A 24,742-nucleotide genomic window follows, 5' to 3' on the forward strand; every position below is an offset into this window, starting at 1 on the left:
CAAATATACATTTATATTTTTTTATTTATCCAAAATCTCATAGATCGAATTATTGCTTCTGAATTCAGGAACAATGGACTTCAGAATCTTTACCACTTCTACTTTATCTTTCATTACGGAAGCTTCTGTAATGAGGTTGGTCAGGCTCTCTATTTCTATAAATTCCATTGTAGGATCTTTAGAGATCATAATCTTTTCATTATGGGTAGGCAGTGTTTTTGCATTGTCGCTCAACAGTTCCTCATAGAGTTTTTCACCCGGCCTTAATCCGGTATAGATGATTTTAATATCAATATTAGGTTCAAACCCTGACAGCTTAATCATTCTTCTTGCCAGATCCAGGATTTTCACAGGTTCTCCCATATCAAAGACAAAGATCTCTCCACCCTGCCCCATTGTTCCTGCCTGAAGAACAAGTTCGCATGCTTCCGGTATGGTCATAAAATACCTTACAATATCCGGATGGGTGATGGTAACCGGCCCGCCGGCTTCAATCTGTTTTTTGAAATGAGGAATAACCGATCCGTTTGATCCCAGTACGTTTCCGAACCTTGTCGTAATAAATTTGGTTGTGTTTCCTTCCACATGCTGTAAAGACTGTACGAAAAGTTCAGCTGCTCTTTTGGAAGCTCCCATCACATTAGTAGGATTCACCGCTTTATCGGTAGAAATCATAACAAACCTGTTGACTTTATAACGGCTGGACAGCACGGCTATATTTTTGGATCCCAGAACATTGACACGGATCGCCTCATTAGGATTTTCTTCAACCAAAGGAACATGCTTGTAAGCCGCCGCATGGTACACCATAGAAAAGTTATAGGTCTGGAACAGCGGTTCCACTCTATGGATATTGGAAACATCGGCCAGAACAAATTTGAACCTGATGTGGGGAAATTTCTCTTTCATTTCCAGTTCTATATCATACAGTGGTGTTTCTGCCTGATCCAGAACAACAATTAATGCCGGATTAAACTGGGCAACCTGTCTTACGATCTCACTGCCGATAGAACCGGCCCCGCCTGTTACCAGTACATTTTTATTGAAATGCCTGCTTTTTACCTCTTCATTTTCTATTTTGATCGGTTTTCTGTTAAGAAGATCTTCAATCTGAAGATTCCTGATGGATCCTCCCAGATCGCTGTCCCTCAGTTTCTGTACAGAAGGTGCTTTGAATATATTGAGGTCTTTTTCTAAAAATAAGTTCACCCAGGAATTCATCTCGTCTTTAGACATCATTTCTTTAACGATGATCACCCCGTCTATGATAAGATCTTCTTTTGTGGCTTCTTCTATCTTTCTTTTTTCGTAGATAGGTTTTCCCAATAAGGATGCTCTTTTGGAGTCTGTTCTCTGAGTCAAAAAGCCTACCACCTGATAAGGAAGGCTTGGGTTATCCAGAATGGCACGGGCAATGGCAATAGACTGCTCATCGATTCCCAACACCAGAATTCTTTTTTTCAGAGTACTTCTCCTGTATTCTCTTACGATATGGAAAAATTCTTTTACATAAAGCCTGAAAAGAAAAAGCCCCATAAAAGAGATAATGAAATACAGAACCAGAAAAGGAGTCAAAATAAATTTCCCTCCTGTGATCCAGAAATAAATAAGATTGACCACTCCCACCACTGTCATGGTACAAAAACATGAGATCAGGAGTTTAAAAAGATCAATAAAAGTAGAGTGTCTTATAATTCCTGCATAGGTCTTGAAAAAGTACATAAACATAGTGTTTATCACAATAATAAAGGTAAAAACTACACTTTTATCTTCGTGATAAACAAATTCTTTCTGGGTAATTTTCTCTATGGTATAAGTAGAAAGAAACAGGGATATTACCAGAACAATAATATCTATTACAAGTATTATCCATCTGGGGAGATATCTTACATCCGAGAGATTGACAACATTGTCTCCTCCAAATATTTTTTTCCTAAAAGAGCTGTACATTGTCTGTATTTGTGTTCATATTTAAAACGGCTAAAACCAATTTTTTAATTAATATTAATTCTTAAGCATGGTTACAAAATTAAAATAAAATCCCATCTTTATTCAATTTTAATAAATAAATTTAGGGAATTTCATATTCTGAAGATTTCAGCAATTCTTTCTCTGCAACCGTCCGTTAAATTGGTTCCTGACGGCAGGCACAATCCACGGTCAAAAAGTGTACCAGAAAGATTATTTCCAAAAAACTCATATCCTTTATAGAGAGGCTGAAGATGCATAGGTTTCCATAGGTACCTGGTTTCTATATTATTCCGGGAAAACTGCTCTCTAAGCTTTTCTTTCGTAAAATCATTTCTCAGGATAACCGTATTGAGCCAGTAGTTGGAAAAAAAATCCCTGCCAGGTTCGGAAAACAGTTCTATATTTTCATGATCCTTCAGACAGGACTGATAAAAATCATGATTTTCTCTCCTTCCTGTGATCTTTTCATCAAGCGTTTCCATCTGCCCCCTTCCTATTCCGGCTGAAATATTATCCATCCTGTAATTATATCCTATTTCAGAGTGAGAATAATAGTCTTTATCATCTTTGGCCTGTGTGGCCAGAAAAAGAGCTTTCTTTTTATCTGCTTCACTCCTGGAAATCAAGATTCCTCCGCTTCCCGTGGTGATAATTTTATTTCCGTTAAAACTGATAACGGAAAGATCTCCGAAAGTTCCGCACAGCTGTCCTTTATACCTGCTGCCCAACGCCTCTGCACTGTCTTCAATGAGCGGAATTTCATATTTCCGGGAAATGCTGAGTATTTCATCTGCCTTGAAGGGCATTCCATATAAAGAAACAGCAATGATTGCCTTCGGTTTTTTCCCTCTCTGAATACAGGATTTCACAGCGTCTTCCAGTGTATCGGGACATATATTCCATGTCTCTTTTTCACTGTCTACAAATACGGGAACAGCTTTCAGATACAGGACGGGATTGGCAGAAGCCACAAAAGTAAATGACTGGCAGATCACAAAATCTCCTTCTTCCACATTCAGTAATCTCAGGGCAAGATGAATAGCAGCTGTTCCGGAAGACAAAGCTGTAACGTGGGAATGATTCCCTAAATATTTCTCCAGACCGTTTTCAAACTCATCTATATTCGAGCCGTATTGGGAGATCCAGTTGGTATCAAATGCATTTTGTATATATTGAAGCTCGTTCCCTCCCATATGGGGCGGTGAGAGCCAAATTTTCTGTTTTTCCAATATCTATTTATGTTTCTCCAAAAGTATCATTTATTTTTTCATATTCAAAGCCTCTGCTCATCAAATATCTTATGGTTTTCACTTTTTTTTGATATTCTTTTAATCCTTTTTGCTTTGAAGCATAATCTTCGTAAATTTTCCTGATCATTTTTTCATAATCCTCTTCATCTATTTCATCGAAACAGGTATTGATAAGTCTTTCGGAAATCTGCTTCTGTTTCAGATTCATTCTGATCTTATTCCGGCCCCAGTGTTTGATATAAAATTTACCTCTGATATAGCTGCGTGTGAAACGTTCTTCGTTCAGAAAGTTTTCCTTCAGAAGATACAGCATGATCTCTTCTTTTGCTTCATCAATCAGTAAAAACTCTTTCATTTTCTGTTCCACTTCGGCATGGCAGCGGTCCTGGTAAACACAATAGTTCACCACTTTCTGCCTGATTTCCTCAAATGTGAAAGATTTCTTCTCCATAATAATGAAAAAAGAATGGACAGGTGCCCATTCTTTATATTGTATTTCAAATGATCATTAATAGTTGAACAAAGCCTTTCCTTCCATCAGTTCATTCACTTTCTTTTTAACGGAAGCAAGAACTTCTTCATTTTTGATATGGTCTACTACCTCAGAAATCAATCCGGCAATAGTATCCATATCGTTTTCTTTAAGACCTCTTGTGGTGATAGCGGCTGTTCCCAGTCTGATACCGGATGTGGTAAACGGTGACTTGTCATCGAAAGGAACCATATTTTTGTTACATGTAATATCAGCAAGAACTAAAGCCTTTTCGGTTTCTTTACCGTTTACGCCTTTATTTCTAAGGTCTACAAGCATTAAGTGGTTATCCGTACCTCCGCTCACGATATCAAATCCTCTGTCGATCATTGCTTTTGAAAGGGCCTGGGCATTGGCTTTAACCTGTTTAGCATAGGTTTCAAACTGCCCGTCCAGCGCTTCACCAAAAGCAACTGCTTTACCGGCAATAACATGCTCCAGCGGACCTCCCTGAATTCCCGGGAAAACTGCTCCGTCCAGTACCTGGCTCATCATTTTGGTTTCTCCTTTCGGGGTTTTGTGGCCGTATGTATTTTCGAAATCCTTCCCCATCATGATCATTCCTCCTCTTGGTCCTCTTAAAGTCTTATGAGTTGTAGTGGTCACTACATGGCAGTGCTCAAATGGAGAGTTTAGCAGTCCTTTTGCCACTAAACCTGCAGGGTGAGCAATATCCGCCCAAAGTGTCGCCCCGATCTCGTCGGCAATTTCTCTGAATTTAGCATAATCCAGATCTCTTGAATACGCTGAGAAACCGGCAATAAGCATTTTCGGTCTTTCTCTAAGGGCTACTTCTCTCATCTGGTTGTAATCAATAAGTCCTGTTTCTCTTTCTACTCCGTAAGAAACCACCTGATACTGGATTCCGGAGAAGTTTACTCCTGAACCGTGAGTAAGGTGTCCTCCCATAGAAAGATCCATTCCCATGATTTTGTCTCCGGGTTTCAAAACCGCAAGATAAATGGCAGCATTGGCCTGAGATCCGGAATGCGGCTGAACATTTACATAGTCCACCCCGAAAAGTTCCTTCGCTCTGTTGATCGCCAGTGTTTCAACCTCATCTACTACTTCACAGCCCCCGTAATATCTTTTACCCGGGTACCCTTCCGCATATTTGTTTGTCAGTACGCTTCCCATTGCTTTCATTACGTTTTCAGAAACAAAGTTTTCTGACGCAATAAGTTCTAATCCATGGGATTGTCTTTGTCTTTCCTTTTCAATCAGGTCGAAAATAATATCCATTATACTTTTAGTTTTTGAAATTTTCCACCCCAAATGTACGGAATTTCCGTTGAGATTTCAACATCAGAAAATATGATTTTACACTTGATTCTTTTACAGATTATGGGATTATGCCATCAGATTAAAGGTTTTCTTTAACAAACTTCTCACAATAGCTTTTAATCCTGTTGCGGACCTTCTCAAACTGCTGTTTGATTTCCGTCTCTGTTCCGGAGGCTTTTGCAGGGTCCGGAAAATTCTGATGGAAAACTTCTGCACTGCCGGGAAGATACGGACAATTCTCTTTCGCATGGTCGCAGACTGTAATCACAAAATCAAAGGCTATATCTTTGTACCGGTGTATTGCATCAGAAGTCTGCTGTGAAATATCCAGACCGTCATTTTTCATGGTTTCTATGGCTGCAGGATTTACTCCGTGTGCTTCAATTCCGGCACTGTATATTTCAGCCTTACCTTTGGAGAAATGTTTTAAATACCCTTCTGCCATCTGGCTTCTGCAACTGTTTCCTGTACAGAGTACGAGAATCTTTTTTTTCATTTTTATTCAATGGTATCAACAGCAGCCTGATTCCGGAGAACAGCACGAATTCCCCCTGTTGTTTAATGTATTGAGATCCAGCTTTTGCTTCTGTGGCGGAATCCCGCACGAATCTTCTGCCAGGCAGGCGGTAAGTTTATTTTTCAGAACAAAATTTTTCCCGTTGAATTCCAGATCAAATCTGCCAATGGTATTTTCCTGATATTCGACTTCAATTTCAAAATCCCCTATTCCCAGTTTATCTTCAGAAAGACGGATAATATCCAGCAATTTTCCAGGTTTAAGCCTGTGCTCATAATCATCGGCATCCCAAAGCTGAAAATTTACCCGTTCTTCTTTTCTGATGGTTCCACCACAGTCGATAAATCTTTTTGTAACGATTCCCACTTCTGTCACATGAAAATGTCCGGGTACAAATGTTCCGTTTTCCAGTTGGAATTCTACATTTTCCAACGCCGGCAAAATCTTTTTAATCTCTGATAATTTCATACAGTATTTATTTTAATTGTTATAATGCAATATTACGATATTTGGATATAAAAAATTTTAGCAGCAGTTCTGCTCCTTAACTGCTACGATGATGTTTGAAAAATAAGTATTCAGGATTTCAAAAGATTTTTCATCAATACAGTAGCATATTGAATTTCCTTCAATACTTCCTTTAATCAGTCCGGCATTTTTCAATTCCTTCAGATGCTGGGAAACAGTAGGCTGGGCAAGAGGCAGCTCATTAACGATATCTCCGCAGATGCATTCGTTTACTTTGAGAAGGTATTCAATAATGGCTATTCTTGCCGGATGTCCGAGTGCCTTTGCAATAACGGCCAGTTTATTTTGTTCGTCGGTAAAGAAATCTGTTTTGGTAGCTCCCATAGTCTATAATTATATCGCAATATTACGATATTAAAATTATCCAGCAAAATTTTTTATGAATATTAATCATTTGAAGCTTATGTAAAACATATGAATAAGATGAAACAGAAGCAAAACAGGTTTCAGATTTATATTCACCTGATCAGTTCTTCCATCCTGCATCCGGTTAAAACTCTTCTTCAGTAAGTTCCTTATTCACCATTGCTCCTGTAAAATTTCCCTGTGCAATGGCATTGGCCACAGACCTCATCATGGTAACATTATCTCCACAGGCAAAAAGCCCGGGAATATTGGTCTTCTGCAGAAAATCAACCTTAATAAATCCCTGTTCTGTCAGTTCACAGCCAAGCTCCGAAACATCAACGTTCTGTGTAAAAGGTATTTTGGCATACAGGGCGTTCAGGGAAATTTCTTTACCGGTTTTAAAGATTATTTTTCTGATATATCCGTTTTCATGGGCAATGCTTTCAACCTGATCTTCAATCAGGGAAATCTTATTCTCAGCCAGTTTTTCCTTTTGCTCTCCTGAAAGTACAGACTTCCCGTTGGTGAATAAAGAAAGATCTTTCGTAAGATTGTATACCAGTTTTGTAAAGTCGTAAGCCATATCTCCGTCCGCAAGAATTCCGGTAGCTTTATTTCTCACTTCATACCCGTGGCAGTACGGACAGTGCAGAACAGAAATTCCCCAGCACTCTGCAAAACCGGGAATATCCGGCATCATATCTTTTACCCCTGATGCAAGAATCAGTTTTTTAGCATGAAAGTTCTTCCCTTCCCGGGTCTCAATACTGAAATCTCCGTTTCTGCTGATCTTTATGACCGTTCCTTCATGAAATTTTACCGTGCTGTACTTCTCAACCTGCTCCCTGGCCAATGCAGCTATTTCTTTCGGTGTCTTACCATCATGGGTTATGAAGTTGTGTGAGTGCGGAGTCTGTCTGTTGCAGGGTTTACCGTTATCTATGATCAGTATATTTCTCAGTGATCTTCCTAATGCCATTCCTGCTGACAATCCGGCGTAGCTCCCTCCTATAATGATAACATCAAAGATTTTATTCTCCATTGTAATTGAGTTTTAATAGTGATTTAAGTATCTGTTTGTGTGTACAAAGTTAAATCAAAATTCCATTAATGCAACAATGTCGCAATAAAATTTCATATCTTTGTCTTATGAATAAGCGGAATACCAAAACAAAACAACTGATCCTGAATTCATTAAAAGATTCAAAATCAGCGGTAAGCCATGATATTTTACAGAAAGAATTAGGGAGTGAAATAGACCGGGCTACGATTTACAGGATCCTGAACAGTTTCTGTGAAGACGGTATCGTGCATAAAGTAATAAGCGATGACGGAAAATCTTATTTTGCGCCCTGCCGCGGGTGTTCGGGAAAGCATCATAAACACAGTCATTTTCATTTCAGATGCCTCCAGTGCGGAACAATAGAATGTATGCCGGAAGAGGTGGGTATTAAAATGCCGGAAGGTTATCAGCCTGTGAATTTTAATGGGATCATCTCCGGCTACTGCCCGGAATGTTCTTTATCAAAATAATCTTTATGCCTGAATTTATTGTTTCTGAACCTTTAAGATCTGTTTAAGCTTTAAGATGGGCTAAAGAAAAACAGAAGCTGGACTAAAGTTTTATAAGACTTTCAAAAGTCATTATCTGAGAGCAGCCTGCACCTTTCAGTTTCTGCTTTCTGAATACTCTCCTTTTACTTCATTTATTTCATCACGGAGCCTGTCCCTGATATCTGTTTTTGCATTTTCAAAGCTGAAAATCACGGTTCCTTTTTCTCTTGCAAACGGGTTAACAATGGAATCTGCTTTTCCGGAAATTTCAAAGTAAGGTCCTGTTTCTTTAAGTTCGTCATTATCTGAAGACTGATTTTTGATCCTGATCAGATGATCATACCGCTTACTGAGATCGAACCAGTTGACATAATCTGCATTAAAGGAAACCGCCTGTATGTTCTGTTTTGAATAATAATTAACAGCTCCGGCCTGCCCGTAATTGTCACAGAGAACAAGGGTTTTCCCGGATTTCGAAAGCCGTGCATATTCTTTATCTGTTTTCTCTGCCAGTTCTTTCCAGCCCAGCATATCGGCAAAATCCTGTGGCAGCGGATGATCTTTTCCGTCTTCCCAGCGAAGAAGCCCCAGTTTTTTATACCGGTCCGGATGATGAATGATATATTCCGGACTTTTATTGGGAAATGCTACCTGGTATAAAGGGATAAACAGAAAAACAGGAATCAGCACGCTGACAGGTTTGAGTGCTTTTTTCCAGCCATCTGCAAGAAGGTAAGCCAGATAAACAGCCCCGAATGCTATAAATGCAGGATAAAGCCCGGCTGCATAATAATCTTTTGCCCTGAAAAACAGAAACAATCCAATTGTGAATACATAGGCCCAGAAGAAGAATCTGAATTTTTCAAACGGTTTATAAAACAGCAAAGCATACAGCCCGGCCAGGATCACAAAAACAGATCCGATGAAGAAAAGCAGCTGGGATTTTAAAAACTCCATACGGCTTACATTCACCAGCTGTGTTTCTGAAAGTTCCTTCATATGGTGGATGACAGGAAAGTTATTATGATACTGCCACAACAGGTTGGGAGTGATGACAGCAAGGGACAGCAGTGCAGCTCCGTAGAGATGAGGCTGAAGAAAAACGGTTCTCTGCCGGGTCAGCAGTAAAGCCGGAATAATCCCCAGCACGGAAAAGGCAATATTATATTTATTCAGGAAGCCAATTCCGAAAATCACTGCGCCGATGTATAGCCATTTTACTTTTTCAGAATTAAAATACCTGATCAGGACGTAATAAAGCATTGTCCATAACAGCACTTCAAGGGACGTCGGCTGAAAAAGCATATTCATCCGGAGAAATACAGACAGTAAGATCCCCGTGGAGGCTAATATTCCGGCATACAGATTTCCCTTCAGCTCCTCTATGATTTTCCACACGACAGCGATCGTCAGGGCTCCGAATAAAGCCGGAAAAAATTTCACCCAGAAAAAAGATCCTCCCAATATTTTGATCAGCCAGGCCAGCCATGAATTCACAGGCGGTACGGAAAGGTATCCCCATGCCAGATGATTTCCCTGGTCAATGTGCAGATATTCGTCCCGGTGCAGTTCATATTCAGGACTGATTAATGTATACTGCAGGGTGAATTTGACAATGATAAATAAACAGAGAACAGGGTAATTTTTCTTCATAGACGGTTATTTAAAATATTTCAAATTTCTGAAGGTTCATTTCTGCCTTTATACCAGCAATCTTTTCACTCCAATACTTAACTGCATCCGATTTATCAGGACATTCTTCAATCGTTCTGTCCTGACATGCGGTTATCTGTTGTTGGTATTCACTCAGGATATTCCTTAAATACTGTTCGTAATCTTTCGGATTCTTTGGAATATAGCCGATCCCGTAGCAACCGCAGGTATGGAATATTTTCCCTGTCCTGAAAAGACCTTCTATGATTTCCCATTCTTTGACCGCTGCTTTTTTAGGGGCTTTAAATTCTCTCCCCAGATCCGCCATGATGCTGCCGCATTCCGGGCATTTTACAGGCCTTGATTCTATTTCCTTTATCAGTAAATCCAGCTCTTCTTTTTTAGCTTTCATAAAAAGATGCCCGATTTTTCTCACACTGCCGTCAGGAGCATGATATAGATTTTCTTTTTTTATTCTTTTAAAAATATCATAAAAATCCGGCCGTTTAAATGATTTTCTGCATTTAAAACAAGCGTAATGAATTTTATAGCCTTTTCCTGCGTACCTGCACATGGTTTTAATTTTGAATTCAAATATATTGATTAGTTTTCAGAAAAACAGCCTGTTGGAAACGGTTAAAAAACTCTTTCCAATAAAAAAATCCTGAGCAAGTTTCCCAGGATTTCATTGTGTAACTATATAATGTCGTTTACTATTTTTTCTTCTCTTTAAGCTCTTCTTTGTCTTTATCGGAAGGGTTCCATACTTTCACTTCGGCATTTTTGTCGATTCCGGAAAGGATCTGTACGTTGATTCCGTCACTGGCTCCCAGCTTTACATAGACTTTTTTGAATTTGCCGTCTTTCTGCTTCACTTCTACAAAAGGAGAATCTTTCCCTTTGATCTTCTCATACTGAATAAGGGATTCATCCAGTAAAAGGGCGTTTTTCTCAGATTTCAGTACAATTTCTCCGTTGGCAGAGAATCCGGCTCTGATATATTCGTTATTCGGGTTTCTTACATCTCCTTCCACCGGGAACTTGATGGTTCCGCTGTTGTCTTTCCCTTTTGGGGCAATCATGGTAAGCTTACCCGGAAATGTTTTGTTCTGCAATGCACCGATCACGATCTTCATATCCATTCCCTGCTTCAATTTTCCGGCCTGTGCTTCATCTATATCTCCCTGGAAGATCAGTGAATTCAGGTCTGCAATGGAGCAGATGGTAGTCCCTGCGTTGAATGAGTTAGCCTCAATTACCTGGCTTCCTACTTTTACAGGAACTTCAAGTACGGTTCCTGAAGCTTTGGAACGGATCTGGGTAGTTGCCAGCCCCTGAAGCTCAGGAGTAGCACCGGTTTTTACGATCTGTAATCTCTTTTCAGCGGTTACAAGCTGCTGTTGGGCATTTTTCAGAGTCTGCTGCTGGGAATAAAGCTGCTGCTGGGAATTCAGATATTCCTGCTTTGAGGCAACTCCCTGTTTGTACAGCTTTTCCTGCATTGCAAACTGTTTCTGCATATTGTCAACATTCAACCTGGCATTATTGATCTGAAGCTGAGAATTAACGACTTCCTGCTGTGCGTTGTTCACATCAGCGATATTAGGGATAATTCTAACGGTAGCGATCAGCTGTCCTGCCACTACTTTATCGCCTTCATCTACCAGAATTTTATCGATGATCCCTGCAATATTCGGTTTGATCTCAATTTCTTCTTTCGGAACAATTTTACCTGTCGCCATTACCTTGTCTTCCATATCCTGAATGACAGGTTTCCTGGTAAGGAAGGCTTCAGCCTGCTGGGAATTGGATTTTACAAGATACCCGATCCCTGAGAACAATGCCACTGCAAATAAAAGCCCCAGTACAATATAAATGGCTTTTTTCAAAGTGAATTTCTTTTTCATATACCTAGTTTATTTTTTACTATTTAATGGTTTAAAAGGTTGAAAATTAAAATACCTGATTAGCATTTAAAATTTTCATTTTTTATTTTCAAATGATGATTACTCCGTCCTCAATGCTTCAATCGGTCTGATTTTTACCGCTCTCTGTGCCGGGATCATTCCGATAATCAATCCCAGGATCACCATTACGGTCATGGCACTGAATACGTTTCCATAATTAACCGTCGGGTTATAGAACGGGAAGGTATCCTGGTTCTGGGTTGCCATATTAAGAATGATGAGAACAAAAATCCCGAACATGAATCCCAGCAGCCCCGATGACAGGGTAATGACAACACTTTCCAGCAGGATCTGGTTTCTTACTTCAGCGGGTTTTGCACCTAAGGCTCTCCGTATTCCGATTTCTTTGGTTCTTTCTTTTACCGTGATCAGAAGGATATTGGAGATCGCAATCACTCCTGCCAGGATGGTAAGGGTTCCCACGATAATAGTGAGAAGCTGCATTCCGGTAAGGAAGCCCGTCAGTTTTTTAAATTCTTTCCCGATATTGAAGCTCATAAAGGCATTGGTATCTTCGGGAGATACTTTATTTTTATCTTTCAATACCTGTTTCACTTCTTCCTCTACAATACCCAGGTCTGCCGTTGGCTTGCCTACAATAGCAAACAGATCGATCTGTTCTCCGGCATTATACATTTTGGTATAGGTAGAAAGTGGAATATATGCACTCTGATCGCTTTCAAAACCTCCTCCTTTTTTCACACGGAACACCCCGATCACATTAAAGAACATTCCTTTTATATTAATCGGTTTCCCGATAGGATTCTCATTTTTCTTGGAATCGAATAGATTTTTATAGATTTCTTCCCCGATTACCACAACATTTTTATTACCCATCACATCGGCATCGTTAATGTAACGTCCGAAAATAAGTTTCTTTTCAGAAATTTTATTTCCTACCGGATAGTCTCCCGTAAGGCCATAGGTTGCTTTTTTCCCGTTTCTTGACATCAGCTCTCCCGGAGTTCCGGTAAAACTTCCCCTGGAATTCTGCGGCGAAATGTAATCTATTGCGGGAACTTTCTGTTTCAGCATATCCATATCAGACAGCTTCAGGTGAAGCTGCCGTCCTTTCGGAAACCCATCATAGGGAATGGAGGTATTTCCTGCAAACAGGAAAATGGAATTGGTAGCAAATCCTGAGAACAGTTTGTCAAAACCGTTTTCCATTCCTTTTGCCGCTCCAAGAAGGCTCACATATAAAAACATTCCCCAACCCACACCAATCATGGTAAGGAAGGTCCGGAGCTTATTATTTCTCAATGAATAATAAATTTCCTGCCAGGTGTCTTTTTTAAATAAAATATTCACTTCTCTGAGTTGTATTTTTATATTTTCTTTACTATCCCAATTACTTTTACTCGGTTCTCAATGCTTCGATCGGTTTGATCTTTGAAGCTCTGTACGCCGGCACAAATCCTGCAACAAATCCGGAGAAAACCAATGCTATAAAAGCCATAATAATTTCTGCCATACCTACACTCGGATTTACAATGAAGAATTCTTCCAGACTGTCTCCCAGCAAGCTAAGGGTCAGAACCCCCACACCAACTCCTACAATACCTGAAATTACGGTAATCACAACACTTTCCTGCACGATCAGTCCTACAATGCTTCCCGGTTTGGCTCCGATCGCTTTACGTACACCGATCTCTTTGGTTCTTTCCTTCACGATATACACCATGATATTACTGATCCCGATGATCCCGGCAAGCAGTGTTCCCATTCCGATGAATCCTACAATGACTGTAAGTACAAACATAAACTGGAAAGTTCCTTCCATATTCTTGGCATTATTCCATACGCCCACTCCGTTTTCATCATCAGGAGAGACATTTTTTCTTGATTTAAGCTTGTCTTTCAGTTCATCTCCGTATTTAATCGCTTCCTGAGGAGTCAGCTTTTCGTTGTAGGCAATATATATCGTATTGACGGTATCTGAGCCTTTCTTCATCTGCTGAAGGGTGGTAATAGGAACCGTAATATGTCTTTCGTCCCTGTCCCCGCCATCATCAGAAAATACACCTACCACTTTGAACATGGTTCCGTTGATATCGAGATCTTTCCCCACCGGACTTCCGTTTTTGATAAGGTCTCTCTGCACCATTCTTCCGATTACTGCAATATTCTGTTTCCTGTTCAGATCCATCGGAGTCAGATAACGTCCTTCTATAACTTTTCTGTTTTCAATGATCTGTTCTCCCGGCTCCGCACCGTTTATCTGGTACATTCCGCTTTCTTTACCGTACTTCACCATCATACTGGCCGTATATCTCGGGCTGGCATCCTCTACTTTATCTTTATCGGTATTAACCAGGAAATCGTAATCGTCATTATCCATCGTTACATTTCTGTCCGACTGAAGGCCTCTATAAGCCACTGTGGTTTTTCCTGTGTAAATAGTAATCAGGTTTTGGGCATCCCTCGCAAATCCCTGTGTAAAGGCATTCTGCAATCCTTTTCCAATTCCGAACAGTACGATAAAGATAAACAGTCCCAAAGCTACCGTAAACCCCGAAAGCACCGTCCGGAGTACATTACTTCGGATAGAACTGAATATTTCCTGCCAACGATCTAGGTCAAACATTTTTTATAAGTATTAAAGATTGAAAATTCAAAGAATTGAAAGACAGTCTTTCAATTTTCAAATTATCTCATTTTCAAATTTTCAAATCAGCCCACTCTATAAAACGATCTGCTTTATAAACTCATCACTCTCTATAATTCCGTCTTTCAGTACAACGTTTCTTTTGGTTTGTGCCGCTACGTCAGGTTCGTGGGTTACCACAATAATGGTTTTCCCTTCATTATTAATATCCTGAAGCAGTTTCATGATATCGTGGGTCGTTTTGGAATCCAGTGCTCCGGTAGGCTCATCTGCCAGAACAACTTTAGGATCTGTAATCAAAGCCCGGGCGATCGCTACCCTTTGCTTCTGCCCTCCGGAAAGTTCATTGGGAAGGTGATTGGCCCATTGGGCAAGACTTACTTTTTCCAGATATTCCAGAGCCTTCTGATTGCGTTCTTTTCTGGGAACATTCTGATAATACAGCGGAAGCGCTACATTTTCCAAAGCGGTCTTATAGCCGATCAGGTTGAAAGACTGGAAAATAAAACCCAGGAATTTACTTCTGTATTCGGCGGCTTTTACTTCAGATAAATGTTCGATCGGAACACCATCCAGCTCATAGGTGCCTGAATCTTTCTCATCCAGAATTCCGATGATATTAAGAAGTGTGGACTTCCCGGAACCGGAACTTCCCATAATAGAAACAAATTCGCCTTCAGAAATATTGAGATTGATTCCCTTGAGAACATGAAGCTTACTTTTTCCGGTGTCGTATGATTTATGTAAATCCTGAATTACTAACATTGAGTGATCTATGATTTTATACCCAATAAGTAGATGATATTTTCAATTTGTTACAAGAACCTGAATTTATTCAAATATTTTATTGTTTAACAAATTAAACCTTTATTCATAGTTGATTACAAAATATTGTTTAACTGTAACTTCAGATTTCCATATATTTTTTGGTGATAACCCTGTCTAAGCCATTATCTGTGCTACTTTCATGTAAATGTGGAAAACTTTTAGGGTTAAAAGTCAGCCAATTAGTATTTAGGGCTTTCAGAATCAGTTCTTTTTTTCGAACTTTGTACTTAGTTCTTTACAAGAAACTGACGCTTATTAAAGTGAATAACTTTAAAACATAAGCACCAAATACACAGAAAGTTAACTGTTGTATCAACGTTATCCACAGTGATGTAAATTATTTAATTTTAAAGATATTTTAATATGGGAATTTTTGATAAAAGAGTAAGTTACAAGCCATTTGAATACCCTGAGGTTCTTCAATTTGTAGAAGCGATCAACAAATCGTTCTGGGTACATTCGGAAGTAGATTTTACTGCAGATGTTCAGGATTTTCATTCGCAACTTGAACCGCACGAAAAAAATGCTGTGAAAAACGCTCTTTTAGCTATTGCACAGATCGAGGTGTCTGTAAAGACATTCTGGGGAAACCTGTACAATCACCTTCCGAAACCTGAATTCAACGGACTTGGAGCTACTTTTGCAGAATGCGAATTCCGCCATTCCGAAGCATATTCCCGTTTGCTGGAAGTGTTGGGCTACAATGAAGAGTTCCTTAACGTTATCGAGATCCCGGCTGTAAAAAAGAGAATCGACTTCCTGTCGAATGTTCTGAAACATGCCAACTCTACCACTCCGAAAGAATACGTATCATCTCTTTTACTCTTCAGTATCCTGATAGAAAACGTATCGCTTTTCTCACAGTTTGCCATCATCCTTTCTTTCACAAGATTCAAAGGATACATGAAAAACGTTTCCAATATCATTGCATGGACTTCCGTAGACGAGCAGATCCACGCCAACGCAGGAATCTATCTGATCAACAAGATCCGCGAAGAACAGCCGGACCTTCTTACCGACTCAGATATTGAAGACATCTATACTCTGGTAGACCAGTCTATCGAACTGGAAGGAGAAATCCTGGACTGGATCTTTGAACTTGGAGAACTAAGCGTTTTCTCAAGAGAAGATCTTCTGAACTTCATGAAATACCGTGTAGACGACAGTCTGAAGAAAATCAACATGGATACCCGCTACAACGTTTCTCCTGAACAGTACCGCCCGATGAAATGGTTCGAAGAAGAGGTTTTTGCCAATTCTATGGACGATTTCTTCGCCAAAAGACCGGTTGATTACACAAAACACGATAAGAGTATCACCGCCAACGATCTGTTTTAAGGAATAAAACGAGGCGCGAGCGAAGCGAGCGTCGGAACAGTTAGTATCAGCGACACTATTCTGGGAATCCTTTTTCTCAAAATAAAAGCACAACATCCAAACGCACAGCAGATGATCAATGTAATGGTAACCTACACCGTAAATCCTGAATTTGTTTCAGAAAATAAAGCCAACATCCGGAAGTTCCTGGATGATTTTCAGAATCTGAACCAGGAAACATTTGAATATAAGGTGTATGTAAAACAAGACGGTGTTACCTTTGTACACTATTCCAATTACATCAATGAAGAGGTTCAGCATGAGGTTTTAAACATCCCGTCTTTTAAAGAATTTCAGAGATTAAGGGATGAAAGCGGACTGAACGGGTCCCATAAAGTAGAAATTTTACAATCAATATAACAACAAAATTCCGGAGTATACACCGTACTCCGGAATTCGAAAATATAACATCTATGGAAGAGCAAAATTCAAATATCTGGTGGCTCAACGAAGAGTCTGAGCAGATGCTGAACAGAGGATACCTGCTGAAAGGAGAAACAGTAGAAGGAGCTATTGACAGAATTACCACTGCAGCTGCTAAAAAACTATATAAGCCGGAATTACAGCCAGCTTTCAAAGAAATGATCACGAAAGGATGGATCAGTTTCTCCTCTCCTGTATGGGCCAATATGGGAACACAGAGAGGTCTTCCTATTTCATGTTTCAACGTTCACATTCCGGACAGCATTGAAGGCATTACCCACAAAATGGGTGAAGTGATCATGCAGACGAAAATCGGAGGAGGAACTTCAGGATATTTCGGAGAACTTCGTAACCGAGGTACCGCAGTAACGGATAACGGTAAGTCTTCGGGAGCTGTTTCTTTCATGAAATTATTTGATACCGCTATGGATGTAGTCTCCCAGGGCGGTGTAAGAAGAGGGGCTTTTGCTGCCTATCTTGATATTGATCACGGGGATATTGAAGAATTTTTATCCATCAAAGATATCGGAAGCCCGATCCAGAACCTGTTCACAGGAATCTGTGTTCCGGATTACTGGATGCAGGACATGATTGATGGGGATATGGATAAACGTAAAATCTGGGCACGGGTTCTGGAAAGCCGTCAGCAGAAAGGTCTTCCTTATATTTTCTTTACCGATAACGTCAACAGAAATAAACCTCAGGTTTATAAAGATCTGGGCATGCCGGTGAACGCAAGTAACCTTTGTTCCGAGATCATGCTTCCTTCTACCAGAGAAGAATCTTTCATCTGCTGTCTGTCTTCTATGAACCTAGAACTCTATGACGAGTGGAAAGATACGGATGCGGTGAAGCTTGCCGTGTACTTCCTGGATGCTGTTTTAACTGAATTTATCGAAAAAACAGAAGGAAACTATTACCTGCAGGGAGCCAGAAACTTTGCTTTACGTCACAGAGCACTTGGGCTGGGGGTACTGGGATACCACTCCTATTTACAGAAAAATATGATCCCGTTTGAGAGTTTTGAAGCGACTCAATTCAATGCAAGAGCTTTCAGACACATCAAAGAACAGGCAGAGCAGGCTTCAAGAGAATTGGCCAACATATACGGTGAACCGGAATTACTGAAAGGATACGGTTTAAGAAACACCACAACTATGGCTATTGCTCCTACCACTTCAAGTTCTGCAATCTTGGGACAGACTTCTCCGGGAATCGAACCTTTTGCTTCCAATTATTATAAAGCAGGTCTCGCGAAAGGAAACTTTATGCGTAAGAACAAATACCTGGCAAAATTACTGGAAGAAAAAGGTCTGGATAACGAAGAAACATGGAGAACCATCATGCTGAATCACGGTTCTGTACAGCACCTGTCTGAACTTACTGACGAAGAAAAAGCAGTATTCAAAACATTCAAGGAAATCTCTCCGATGGAGATCATCTCCCAGGCTGCGCAAAGACAGCAATACATAGACCAGGCACAGTCTCTGAACCTTCAGATTCCGTCTACAATGCCGGTAAAAGATGTTAACTATCTTTATATTGAGGCATGGAAAAAAGGAGTAAAAACACTTTACTACCAGAGAAGTTCTTCCGTTTCGAAAGAAATGATGGTGAACTTCGTATCCTGTTCTTCCTGTGAAGCATAATTCACAATACCAAACATTTACATAAAAAAGCACGCTGTTCAGCGTGCTTTTTTATGATATATAAAATTTAACATATTTTAACATACTTTATATTTTTATTAAATAAATCTTCAACCATGTACCAATACTGAGAATAATCAACGTCCATTCTCTGACAGGTGAATCAAATTTTCCTATTTAAGGAATAATACTATCGCCATATCATAATTTTATTTACATTTGTCTATCATCACAATAATTTAATTATAGAAAAAAATAATAAAATTTCTGAACCGCAATAATATTAAAATCAATTATTTAACATAATTAAATTTTGGTTAATCATAAAAAATAAACACAAATAAAATTTAAATCCCTATTATACTTACAAGAGAAGACATAACACAATCTTCAGATCATTAATATCTTATCGGTTCCAGATTACCGTTAAGATCAAAACACAAAAAAAAATATTTCGACATGCACAAAATTATTACCTTAGTTTTGGTAATGGCCTTTTACTCCATTACTGCCCAGGTGGGTATTAACACCTCTACACCTGACCAAAGTGCGGCTTTAGATGTTAACAGCACTTCAAAAGGAATTCTTCTTCCCAGAATCGTTTCCCTTACATCAGTGACCAATCCCGCAACAGGACTTGTCATTTTTGACAATAATAAAAAGTGTATCAGCCAGAATGTGGGAACACCCACAACCCCTGACTGGGTATGCCTTTCTCCTTATGCGTCCAGATTTTTCTATATGCCCAGCGTAGTTTTTGATACCACAACAGCAGCTACCGGGCAGACAAAAGACCTGTATAACTTATACAAAAATCAGTTTTCAAATGTTGCAGCCAATGCCAGAAGTACTTCAGCCCCGGCTTCGATCCCTTTCTTTCCGGATGCTGCTGATCTTTATTACTATGTAACTGGCTACGATCCGGCCGTATTCAAAATCAACAGCATCAGCAGCACCGGCGTGCTGAACTATGATATCCTGTCGAATGCTACCCCGGCCTCTTTCATCAATATTGTTTTTGTTGTAAAATAAACAGCCATGGAAAAGAATTGTAAAAGACTGTTCCTGATAAGTCTGTTCTTCACACTGCTGCCCTATTTCACCTACGCACAGGCAGACAGCACGGAAGTAGCCAGCATCTATGGATTCTATTCATACTCAAATTCGCTGATGAATGCTTCTGCGGCATCTGAACTCAGCATCCAGGGCAATGCATCACATACTTCAACAGGAATACGGCTCACTCCGGCCAGTACAGGACAGTTCGGGGGATTATTTATTAATGGAAGAACCTTCACATCGGTCAACGGGCTTCATGTTGAATTTGAATATGATATGAAAAACGGGACATCATTAAACGGAGTTTATGGAGACGGTCTCTCATTCTTTCTTTATGACGGCTCTGTAACCAACCCCGTTATCGGATCGCCGGGTGCCGGACTTGGATATGCTTACAACAGAACAAGAGAGTTATTTGCTTCCCGACGTAAAGCCGGGCTTACCGGAGCTTACCTGGGTATTGCTCTGGATGAATTCGGAAACTTCAAATCCAAACGTTTTCAGGGAGATGCCAGAGTAAACGGAATCACGGGAGTAACCTGGGCAACGGGAGCTAGCCATATAACATTGAGAGGAGCAAAAGGAGCTGCTATAAATACTACCGGTTTAGGAGACGGATATACAGGCTATCCGGTTCTGACAACCCGCACAACTTTAAGTAACTCAGGAAATGTAGGCAGAATACTTCGGACAGACAGAAGTTATGCAGCTACTACCAATACACTTTCATCTCTTTTCGAGCTCAGAAACAACAACGGAGAATTCAGGAAAGTATACCTTGATCTGATCCCACATTTCACAAGTCCTGCCACTACGGACGGGTTTGACATAAAAGTGGATATCCAGACGGCACAGAACGGAATACCCGTTAATGTGATTAATTATTACCATTACCCCTCTTCAGTGCCTTACACCGAGAATGCCAATCCGCAGACAAGTGATTTTAATAACTCAGATACAGAGGGAGCCGCAACTAATCAGACCCTGAATGCAACTGTTCCGGCATTCCTGAAGTTAGGTTTTGCTGCTTCAACAGGGGCCGCGTACCAGGAACATGTTATCAGGAATGTAAAACTTACACTTCCCTATTCGGCAGTAGCCAGTGATGATGTTGCATCAACCTGTAAATCCCAGCCGGTTTCTATTCCGGTTTTTGATAACGATATAGCATACAAAGGTCCGATCAGCATTGTGACACCACCCGTAGGAAGCAAAAACAATATCGATTATTCCACCTTCAGTTTTACTAAAAATAATGAAACAGATCTCACGCTGTACCGGAAAAAAGTAACACCGGAGGGAACATGGAGCTATAACAAATCCACAGGTATAGTCACATTCAGTCCTTCAGGCGGATTTACCGGAACTGCTACAATGACTTATTCCATTAAAGGAAAAACCTTAAAAGACAGCAACGGAAAGATCGTGGAACCTTACGGAGATACCGCATACAGATCTATTCCTGCAACTATTACGGTTAACCTGAAAACATCGGGATGCATCTATTCTGTTATTTCAAACAAAATGGTAACACAGGGTATCAAATAAAACACAAATTCACCATAAAAAAGGCTGCAGATTTTGTCCGCAGCTTTATTTTGTCCTATAATGTAAAATAAACTTTACATTTCGTAAAATATTCTTTACATTTGTAGTCAATAAAAAAACTAATTTATATGAAAACATTACCTCTTTTACCTAACAGATTCAAAAAAACAGGGTGGCTGATCTTTATTCCATCCCTGGTATTGGGCATATTATCACTTACCCATATTTTCAGCTTTCCTGAAGTTTCTTTACCTGTTTTCTATAATTCAGGATTTCCTTTAAGCAATGAGGATGCAGGTCTTTTTAAAAAAACAGAGATAGCGCTCTTTCCCAATCTGTTTGGAATATTAATTATCATTGGTGGTATCCTGATTGGATTTTCAGAAGAAAAGACCGAAGATGAATACATATCCAGCCTGCGTCTGAGATCGGTATTCTGGAGCCTCATCACCACGTACTCCCTTATCCTGATCTTATTTCTGACTGTCTTTGGAAGTGCTTTCCTTACTGTGATGATCCTCATTATATTCCTACCGTTGATTCTTTACATTTTCAGGTTTAATTATTTACTGATTAAAGGATGAAAAATACCATTAAGATAGAAAGAGCCTTAAAGAATGTTACTCAGGAAGAACTGGCCAGAGAAATAGGCGTATCCAGGCAGACCATTAACGCAATGGAATCCGGAAAATACAGCCCCTCAACAGTTCTTGCTTTGAAAATCGCAAGATACTTCAACAAAAAAGTAGAAGATATTTTTGAACTGGAAAATGATGACTGATCTTGAATTAACCTCAGTCAGGCTTAAGAAATTATAAATAAAAAGGCGAAGAAGGAGACCGGAAAATCAAATTAAATAAAATCTGATCCATATTTACTCTTAATGACTTTCATTGTTTCCCTCTTCCATCTTCAAACCTGCATCTATCAGATATTCTTATCCTGAACTGAAGTCAAATTATATTGCTGAAACAAAACCACAGATCCTTTTCTGTGGTTTTGTAATTGAAAGCTGGTAAAAAAGCCCGACGAAAAAAATCCGGGCTATGAATAAATTATAAGTAAAAAATGAAAGATTAATTATTAAAAATTATATCGTACTCCCAGCTGAGTCTGGAATCTTGACGCGAACTGATCAATAGGGTAAGGAAATCCCGGTGTTTTGAAGTTATAGGTTTGGATCTCCCGCTAAAGGCTAACTGTTGTTTTTACCAATAAATAACAATCCAATTATTTCAACAAATGATTAAAAAATTTAACACAATACATCTTTTTCAGTTAAATTTTATATAGATTTTATTCTATAAACAGCTAAAAATCAATGGATTTAAAATAGAAACAGTATATTTACACCATTAAATTACAGATGGTGAAAACCGGGATATAATCTGATAACTAATAATTAAAAAACTCAAATATGAAAAAGCTATTTCTTACCTTATCGGTAGGTGCATTCTCTGTCACTTACGCACAGAACCTGAACTTTTCTGATGTAAAATTCAAAGCCCTGCTTTTAAGTTCTTCTCCCGCCAACGCAATTGTAAAAGATTTTAACGGAAACTCCATAGCCATTGATGCTAACAATGATGGTGAAATCCAGCTATCAGAAGCCCAGCAGGTAAAAATACTGAACTTAAGGATGGATCAGACCCAGATGTATATTGACCCGGCTGGAAACACTTATGATCCGGACAATATAAAGCAAAGCTATTATACCAGCCATCTACCGGACGGGATTTCCGATGCCCTTCTTTTCCCTAATCTTGAAGAATTGTACTTCCGGGATGTAAAAACCGCCAATATCAGTTTTGCCAACAATACAAAGATCAGAAAAGTACAGGGAAGACCTTTTTATTACGATTTCACACAGCCCGTACCGCAAACTCCTGCTGCAATAAACCTTTCATTCGATAACTGTTCCGGGATCAGCGATATTGCTGACGTCATTGCTTTTCCTTCCAATTCCAGCCCGTGGATAGCCCCTGAAAATACCTTAACCCTTAAAAACTGTCAGCAGATTAACCCCGATGCGGTAATCAATTCGGCGGATCTTGAAGAAATATCTATTCAGAATTCAAATATCAGGACCCTTACATTCAATTCCTGCAGGTATCTGAAAAAAATAACAGTCCCCAATCTGAATACGCTGACCAGAATTTCAGTTCTGGGAACAACCGAAATAACTCCCCAAAATATTCAGTTAATTGCCAATAACTGCACGGCCCTGGAGGAAATTAAAGCAGATACCGATCATTATCATTCTACAGGGTCCTATTTTACTTCAGTGAACCTCAACGGCTGTACTTCCTTAAAGAAAATCATGGGACTGAACGCTCCTGTCATCGATTTCAGCTCTGCAGGATTAATCAACCTGGAAGAACTGGACTGTTCTTTTTATAACAGGTATGTTTACAATACAACAACAGGGGTCTATTTCGGAAAAGTAACTTCTTTAAATCTTTCCGGGCTTCCCAGGCTCAGAATTTTAAAAGCCTCTAATCAGAAAATAGCCCATAACATCAATTTCAGTACCGCACAAACCCTGGAAAATATTGATATAACAAACTCCTGTGGTTATATGAATACGGTAAACGTAAGCAACCTCTCCCATCTCCATACTCTGAAAACAGACCGTACGGAAACCACAAACACTCAGGGTAATGCAGATCTGCAGAATATTATCGCTAAAAACTGTGTTGCCCTGACGAATTTCAAGTTTAAAAACAACAGTGATCTGAGAAAGCTGGATCTGGAGAACTGCCCCGGCCTGCAAAAACTGTCTATTAATTATAATTATGACGACGGTGCATTCCCGAATCTGGAGGAAATTAACCTTAAACAATGTACCGGATTTAAAGATATATCCATCAACTATACCAGGATATCGTCTCTGGATACCAAAGACTGTACAGCATTACAGTCACTGGAACTTACACAGCTCGATCTGCTGACATCTCTGAATATCACCGATAACAGCAATCTGGAATCCCTTTTCCTGGCCTCACTGCCTGTATTGACAGGAGTAGATACTTCAACGAATATCAATCTGAAAAATCCGGGCTTCGTGAATTGCCCAAAGATTACCCAGCTTAATTTTTCCGGCTCATCTCACCTGGAAGGACTCAGTCTCATGAATATGCGCGACCTCACCCATGTGAATTTAAGAAACGGTTCCATAGAAGATTCTCACGATTACTCCGGCTACAACCCGAATCTGTCAATATGTGTGGATGATGCCCAGCTGAGTGAAGTACAGGCAATGTATCCGGACATTAATTTTACTACGAATTGCGGAAGCTTTTTAGCCAACAGAGAATCAAAAGCCACCGAGGGAACCGTAAAAATCTCTCCCAATCCGGCAAAAGACATAGTACAGATCAGATATGATGCTCCTGTAAAGAATGTAACGATCATCAGCTCACAGGGAGCGGTAATTTTTAACAGGAATTTCAATAAGGAACGCATCGACATTGACCTTTCAGCGTATCCGAGTGCTGTTTATCTTTTCAGAATAACCACAGAAACCGGACAGTTTTCGGAGAAAGTGATCAAAAACTAATCATTTGCAATCGTATTTCAGCAAGAAAATCATAGAACCTTCTATGATTTTTTTGGTTTATATTTGTGTTTATTGTTTAATGTTTTA

At 39.6% G+C, this 24,742-nt stretch carries 23 protein-coding genes; 9 read left to right on the forward strand and 14 right to left on the reverse strand.

Features of this window, described 5'->3' with window-relative positions; translation table 11 throughout:
* Positions 1 to 21 precede the first annotated feature (21 nt).
* From AC106S_RS22535 to AC106S_RS22570, 8 genes are all read right to left on the reverse strand, one after another.
* Positions 22 to 1,950: a polysaccharide biosynthesis protein gene (locus AC106S_RS22535; protein WP_482442105.1), complete on the reverse strand. Its 1,929-nt coding sequence runs from the start codon at positions 1,948 to 1,950 to the stop codon at positions 22 to 24.
* Between the two features lie 131 nt (positions 1,951 to 2,081).
* The gene (locus AC106S_RS22540) at positions 2,082 to 3,164 is read right to left on the reverse strand and encodes a DegT/DnrJ/EryC1/StrS family aminotransferase (RefSeq protein WP_482442194.1); all 1,083 of its coding nucleotides are present in this window, start codon (positions 3,162 to 3,164) and stop codon (positions 2,082 to 2,084) included.
* Between the two features lie 43 nt (positions 3,165 to 3,207).
* Entirely contained in the window at positions 3,208 to 3,672 is a 465-nt protein-coding gene (locus AC106S_RS22545; protein WP_482442106.1) for a regulatory protein RecX, read from the reverse strand.
* A 57-nt stretch (positions 3,673 to 3,729) separates the two neighbouring features.
* Entirely contained in the window at positions 3,730 to 4,998 is a 1,269-nt protein-coding gene (glyA, locus tag AC106S_RS22550; protein WP_482442195.1) for a serine hydroxymethyltransferase, read from the reverse strand.
* Between the two features lie 118 nt (positions 4,999 to 5,116).
* Positions 5,117 to 5,533 carry an arsenate reductase ArsC gene (locus AC106S_RS22555; protein ID WP_482442107.1) on the reverse strand — a complete coding sequence of 139 codons (417 nt, stop codon included), beginning with the start codon at positions 5,531 to 5,533 and terminating at the stop codon, positions 5,117 to 5,119.
* A gap of 15 nt (positions 5,534 to 5,548) precedes the next feature.
* A complete protein-coding gene (locus AC106S_RS22560; RefSeq protein WP_482442109.1) occupies positions 5,549 to 6,022 on the reverse strand; it encodes a DUF6428 family protein in 474 nt (157 codons plus the stop codon).
* Positions 6,023 to 6,079: 57 nt separating this feature from the next.
* A complete protein-coding gene (locus AC106S_RS22565; RefSeq protein WP_482442111.1) occupies positions 6,080 to 6,406 on the reverse strand; it encodes an ArsR/SmtB family transcription factor in 327 nt (108 codons plus the stop codon).
* A gap of 166 nt (positions 6,407 to 6,572) precedes the next feature.
* Entirely contained in the window at positions 6,573 to 7,472 is a 900-nt protein-coding gene (locus AC106S_RS22570) for an NAD(P)/FAD-dependent oxidoreductase (RefSeq protein WP_482442113.1), read from the reverse strand.
* A 107-nt stretch (positions 7,473 to 7,579) separates the two neighbouring features.
* Between AC106S_RS22570 and AC106S_RS22575 the strand changes: the two genes are divergently transcribed.
* Positions 7,580 to 7,963 carry a Fur family transcriptional regulator gene (locus AC106S_RS22575; RefSeq protein WP_482442114.1) on the forward strand — a complete coding sequence of 128 codons (384 nt, stop codon included), beginning with the start codon at positions 7,580 to 7,582 and terminating at the stop codon, positions 7,961 to 7,963.
* 135 nt (positions 7,964 to 8,098) lie between these two features.
* On the opposite strand, the gene AC106S_RS22580 is transcribed toward AC106S_RS22575, so the two are convergent.
* The 6 genes from AC106S_RS22580 to AC106S_RS22605 all read right to left on the reverse strand — a co-directional run bounded on the left by AC106S_RS22580 (position 8,099) and on the right by AC106S_RS22605 (position 14,977).
* Positions 8,099 to 9,637, reverse strand: coding sequence for a glycosyltransferase family 39 protein (locus AC106S_RS22580; RefSeq protein WP_482442116.1), 1,539 nt, complete (start codon positions 9,635 to 9,637; stop codon positions 8,099 to 8,101).
* Positions 9,638 to 9,647: 10 nt separating this feature from the next.
* The gene (locus AC106S_RS22585; protein ID WP_482442117.1) at positions 9,648 to 10,049 is read right to left on the reverse strand and encodes a hypothetical protein; all 402 of its coding nucleotides are present in this window, start codon (positions 10,047 to 10,049) and stop codon (positions 9,648 to 9,650) included.
* Positions 10,050 to 10,350: 301 nt separating this feature from the next.
* Entirely contained in the window at positions 10,351 to 11,544 is a 1,194-nt protein-coding gene (locus AC106S_RS22590) for an efflux RND transporter periplasmic adaptor subunit (RefSeq protein WP_482442118.1), read from the reverse strand.
* Positions 11,545 to 11,643: 99 nt separating this feature from the next.
* Positions 11,644 to 12,915 (reverse strand): ABC transporter permease, encoded by a 1,272-nt coding sequence (locus AC106S_RS22595; RefSeq protein WP_482442119.1) that lies wholly within the window; start codon positions 12,913 to 12,915, stop codon positions 11,644 to 11,646.
* Between the two features lie 46 nt (positions 12,916 to 12,961).
* Positions 12,962 to 14,191: an ABC transporter permease gene (locus AC106S_RS22600; protein ID WP_482442120.1), complete on the reverse strand. Its 1,230-nt coding sequence runs from the start codon at positions 14,189 to 14,191 to the stop codon at positions 12,962 to 12,964.
* 96 nt (positions 14,192 to 14,287) lie between these two features.
* The gene (locus AC106S_RS22605) at positions 14,288 to 14,977 is read right to left on the reverse strand and encodes an ABC transporter ATP-binding protein (protein ID WP_482442122.1); all 690 of its coding nucleotides are present in this window, start codon (positions 14,975 to 14,977) and stop codon (positions 14,288 to 14,290) included.
* Positions 14,978 to 15,403: 426 nt separating this feature from the next.
* Between AC106S_RS22605 and AC106S_RS22610 the strand changes: the two genes are divergently transcribed.
* From AC106S_RS22610 to AC106S_RS22645, 8 genes are all read left to right on the forward strand, one after another.
* Positions 15,404 to 16,378 (forward strand): ribonucleotide-diphosphate reductase subunit beta, encoded by a 975-nt coding sequence (locus tag AC106S_RS22610; RefSeq protein WP_482442123.1) that lies wholly within the window; start codon positions 15,404 to 15,406, stop codon positions 16,376 to 16,378.
* A gap of 111 nt (positions 16,379 to 16,489) precedes the next feature.
* On the forward strand, positions 16,490 to 16,777 hold the full coding sequence (locus AC106S_RS22615) for a hypothetical protein (protein WP_482442124.1): 288 nt from the start codon (positions 16,490 to 16,492) through the stop codon (positions 16,775 to 16,777).
* A 44-nt stretch (positions 16,778 to 16,821) separates the two neighbouring features.
* On the forward strand, positions 16,822 to 18,489 hold the full coding sequence (locus AC106S_RS22620; protein WP_309428346.1) for a ribonucleoside-diphosphate reductase subunit alpha: 1,668 nt from the start codon (positions 16,822 to 16,824) through the stop codon (positions 18,487 to 18,489).
* 459 nt (positions 18,490 to 18,948) lie between these two features.
* Complete coding sequence (locus AC106S_RS22625) at positions 18,949 to 19,521, forward strand: hypothetical protein (RefSeq protein ID WP_482442125.1); 573 nt, start codon at positions 18,949 to 18,951, stop codon at positions 19,519 to 19,521.
* A gap of 6 nt (positions 19,522 to 19,527) precedes the next feature.
* Positions 19,528 to 21,096 (forward strand): hypothetical protein, encoded by a 1,569-nt coding sequence (locus AC106S_RS22630; protein ID WP_482442126.1) that lies wholly within the window; start codon positions 19,528 to 19,530, stop codon positions 21,094 to 21,096.
* A 128-nt stretch (positions 21,097 to 21,224) separates the two neighbouring features.
* A complete protein-coding gene (locus AC106S_RS22635) occupies positions 21,225 to 21,680 on the forward strand; it encodes a hypothetical protein (protein ID WP_482442128.1) in 456 nt (151 codons plus the stop codon).
* Positions 21,677 to 21,877, forward strand: a complete 201-nt coding sequence (locus tag AC106S_RS22640) for a helix-turn-helix transcriptional regulator (RefSeq protein WP_482442130.1) — start codon at positions 21,677 to 21,679, stop codon at positions 21,875 to 21,877. The genes AC106S_RS22635 and AC106S_RS22640 overlap by 4 nt, the downstream gene beginning before the upstream one ends.
* Positions 21,878 to 22,513: 636 nt before the next feature.
* The gene (locus AC106S_RS22645) at positions 22,514 to 24,655 is read left to right on the forward strand and encodes a T9SS type A sorting domain-containing protein (protein ID WP_482442131.1); all 2,142 of its coding nucleotides are present in this window, start codon (positions 22,514 to 22,516) and stop codon (positions 24,653 to 24,655) included.
* Positions 24,656 to 24,742: the final 87 nt, after the last annotated feature.

It is taken from the genome of Chryseobacterium sp. FR054 (assembly GCF_056844565.1).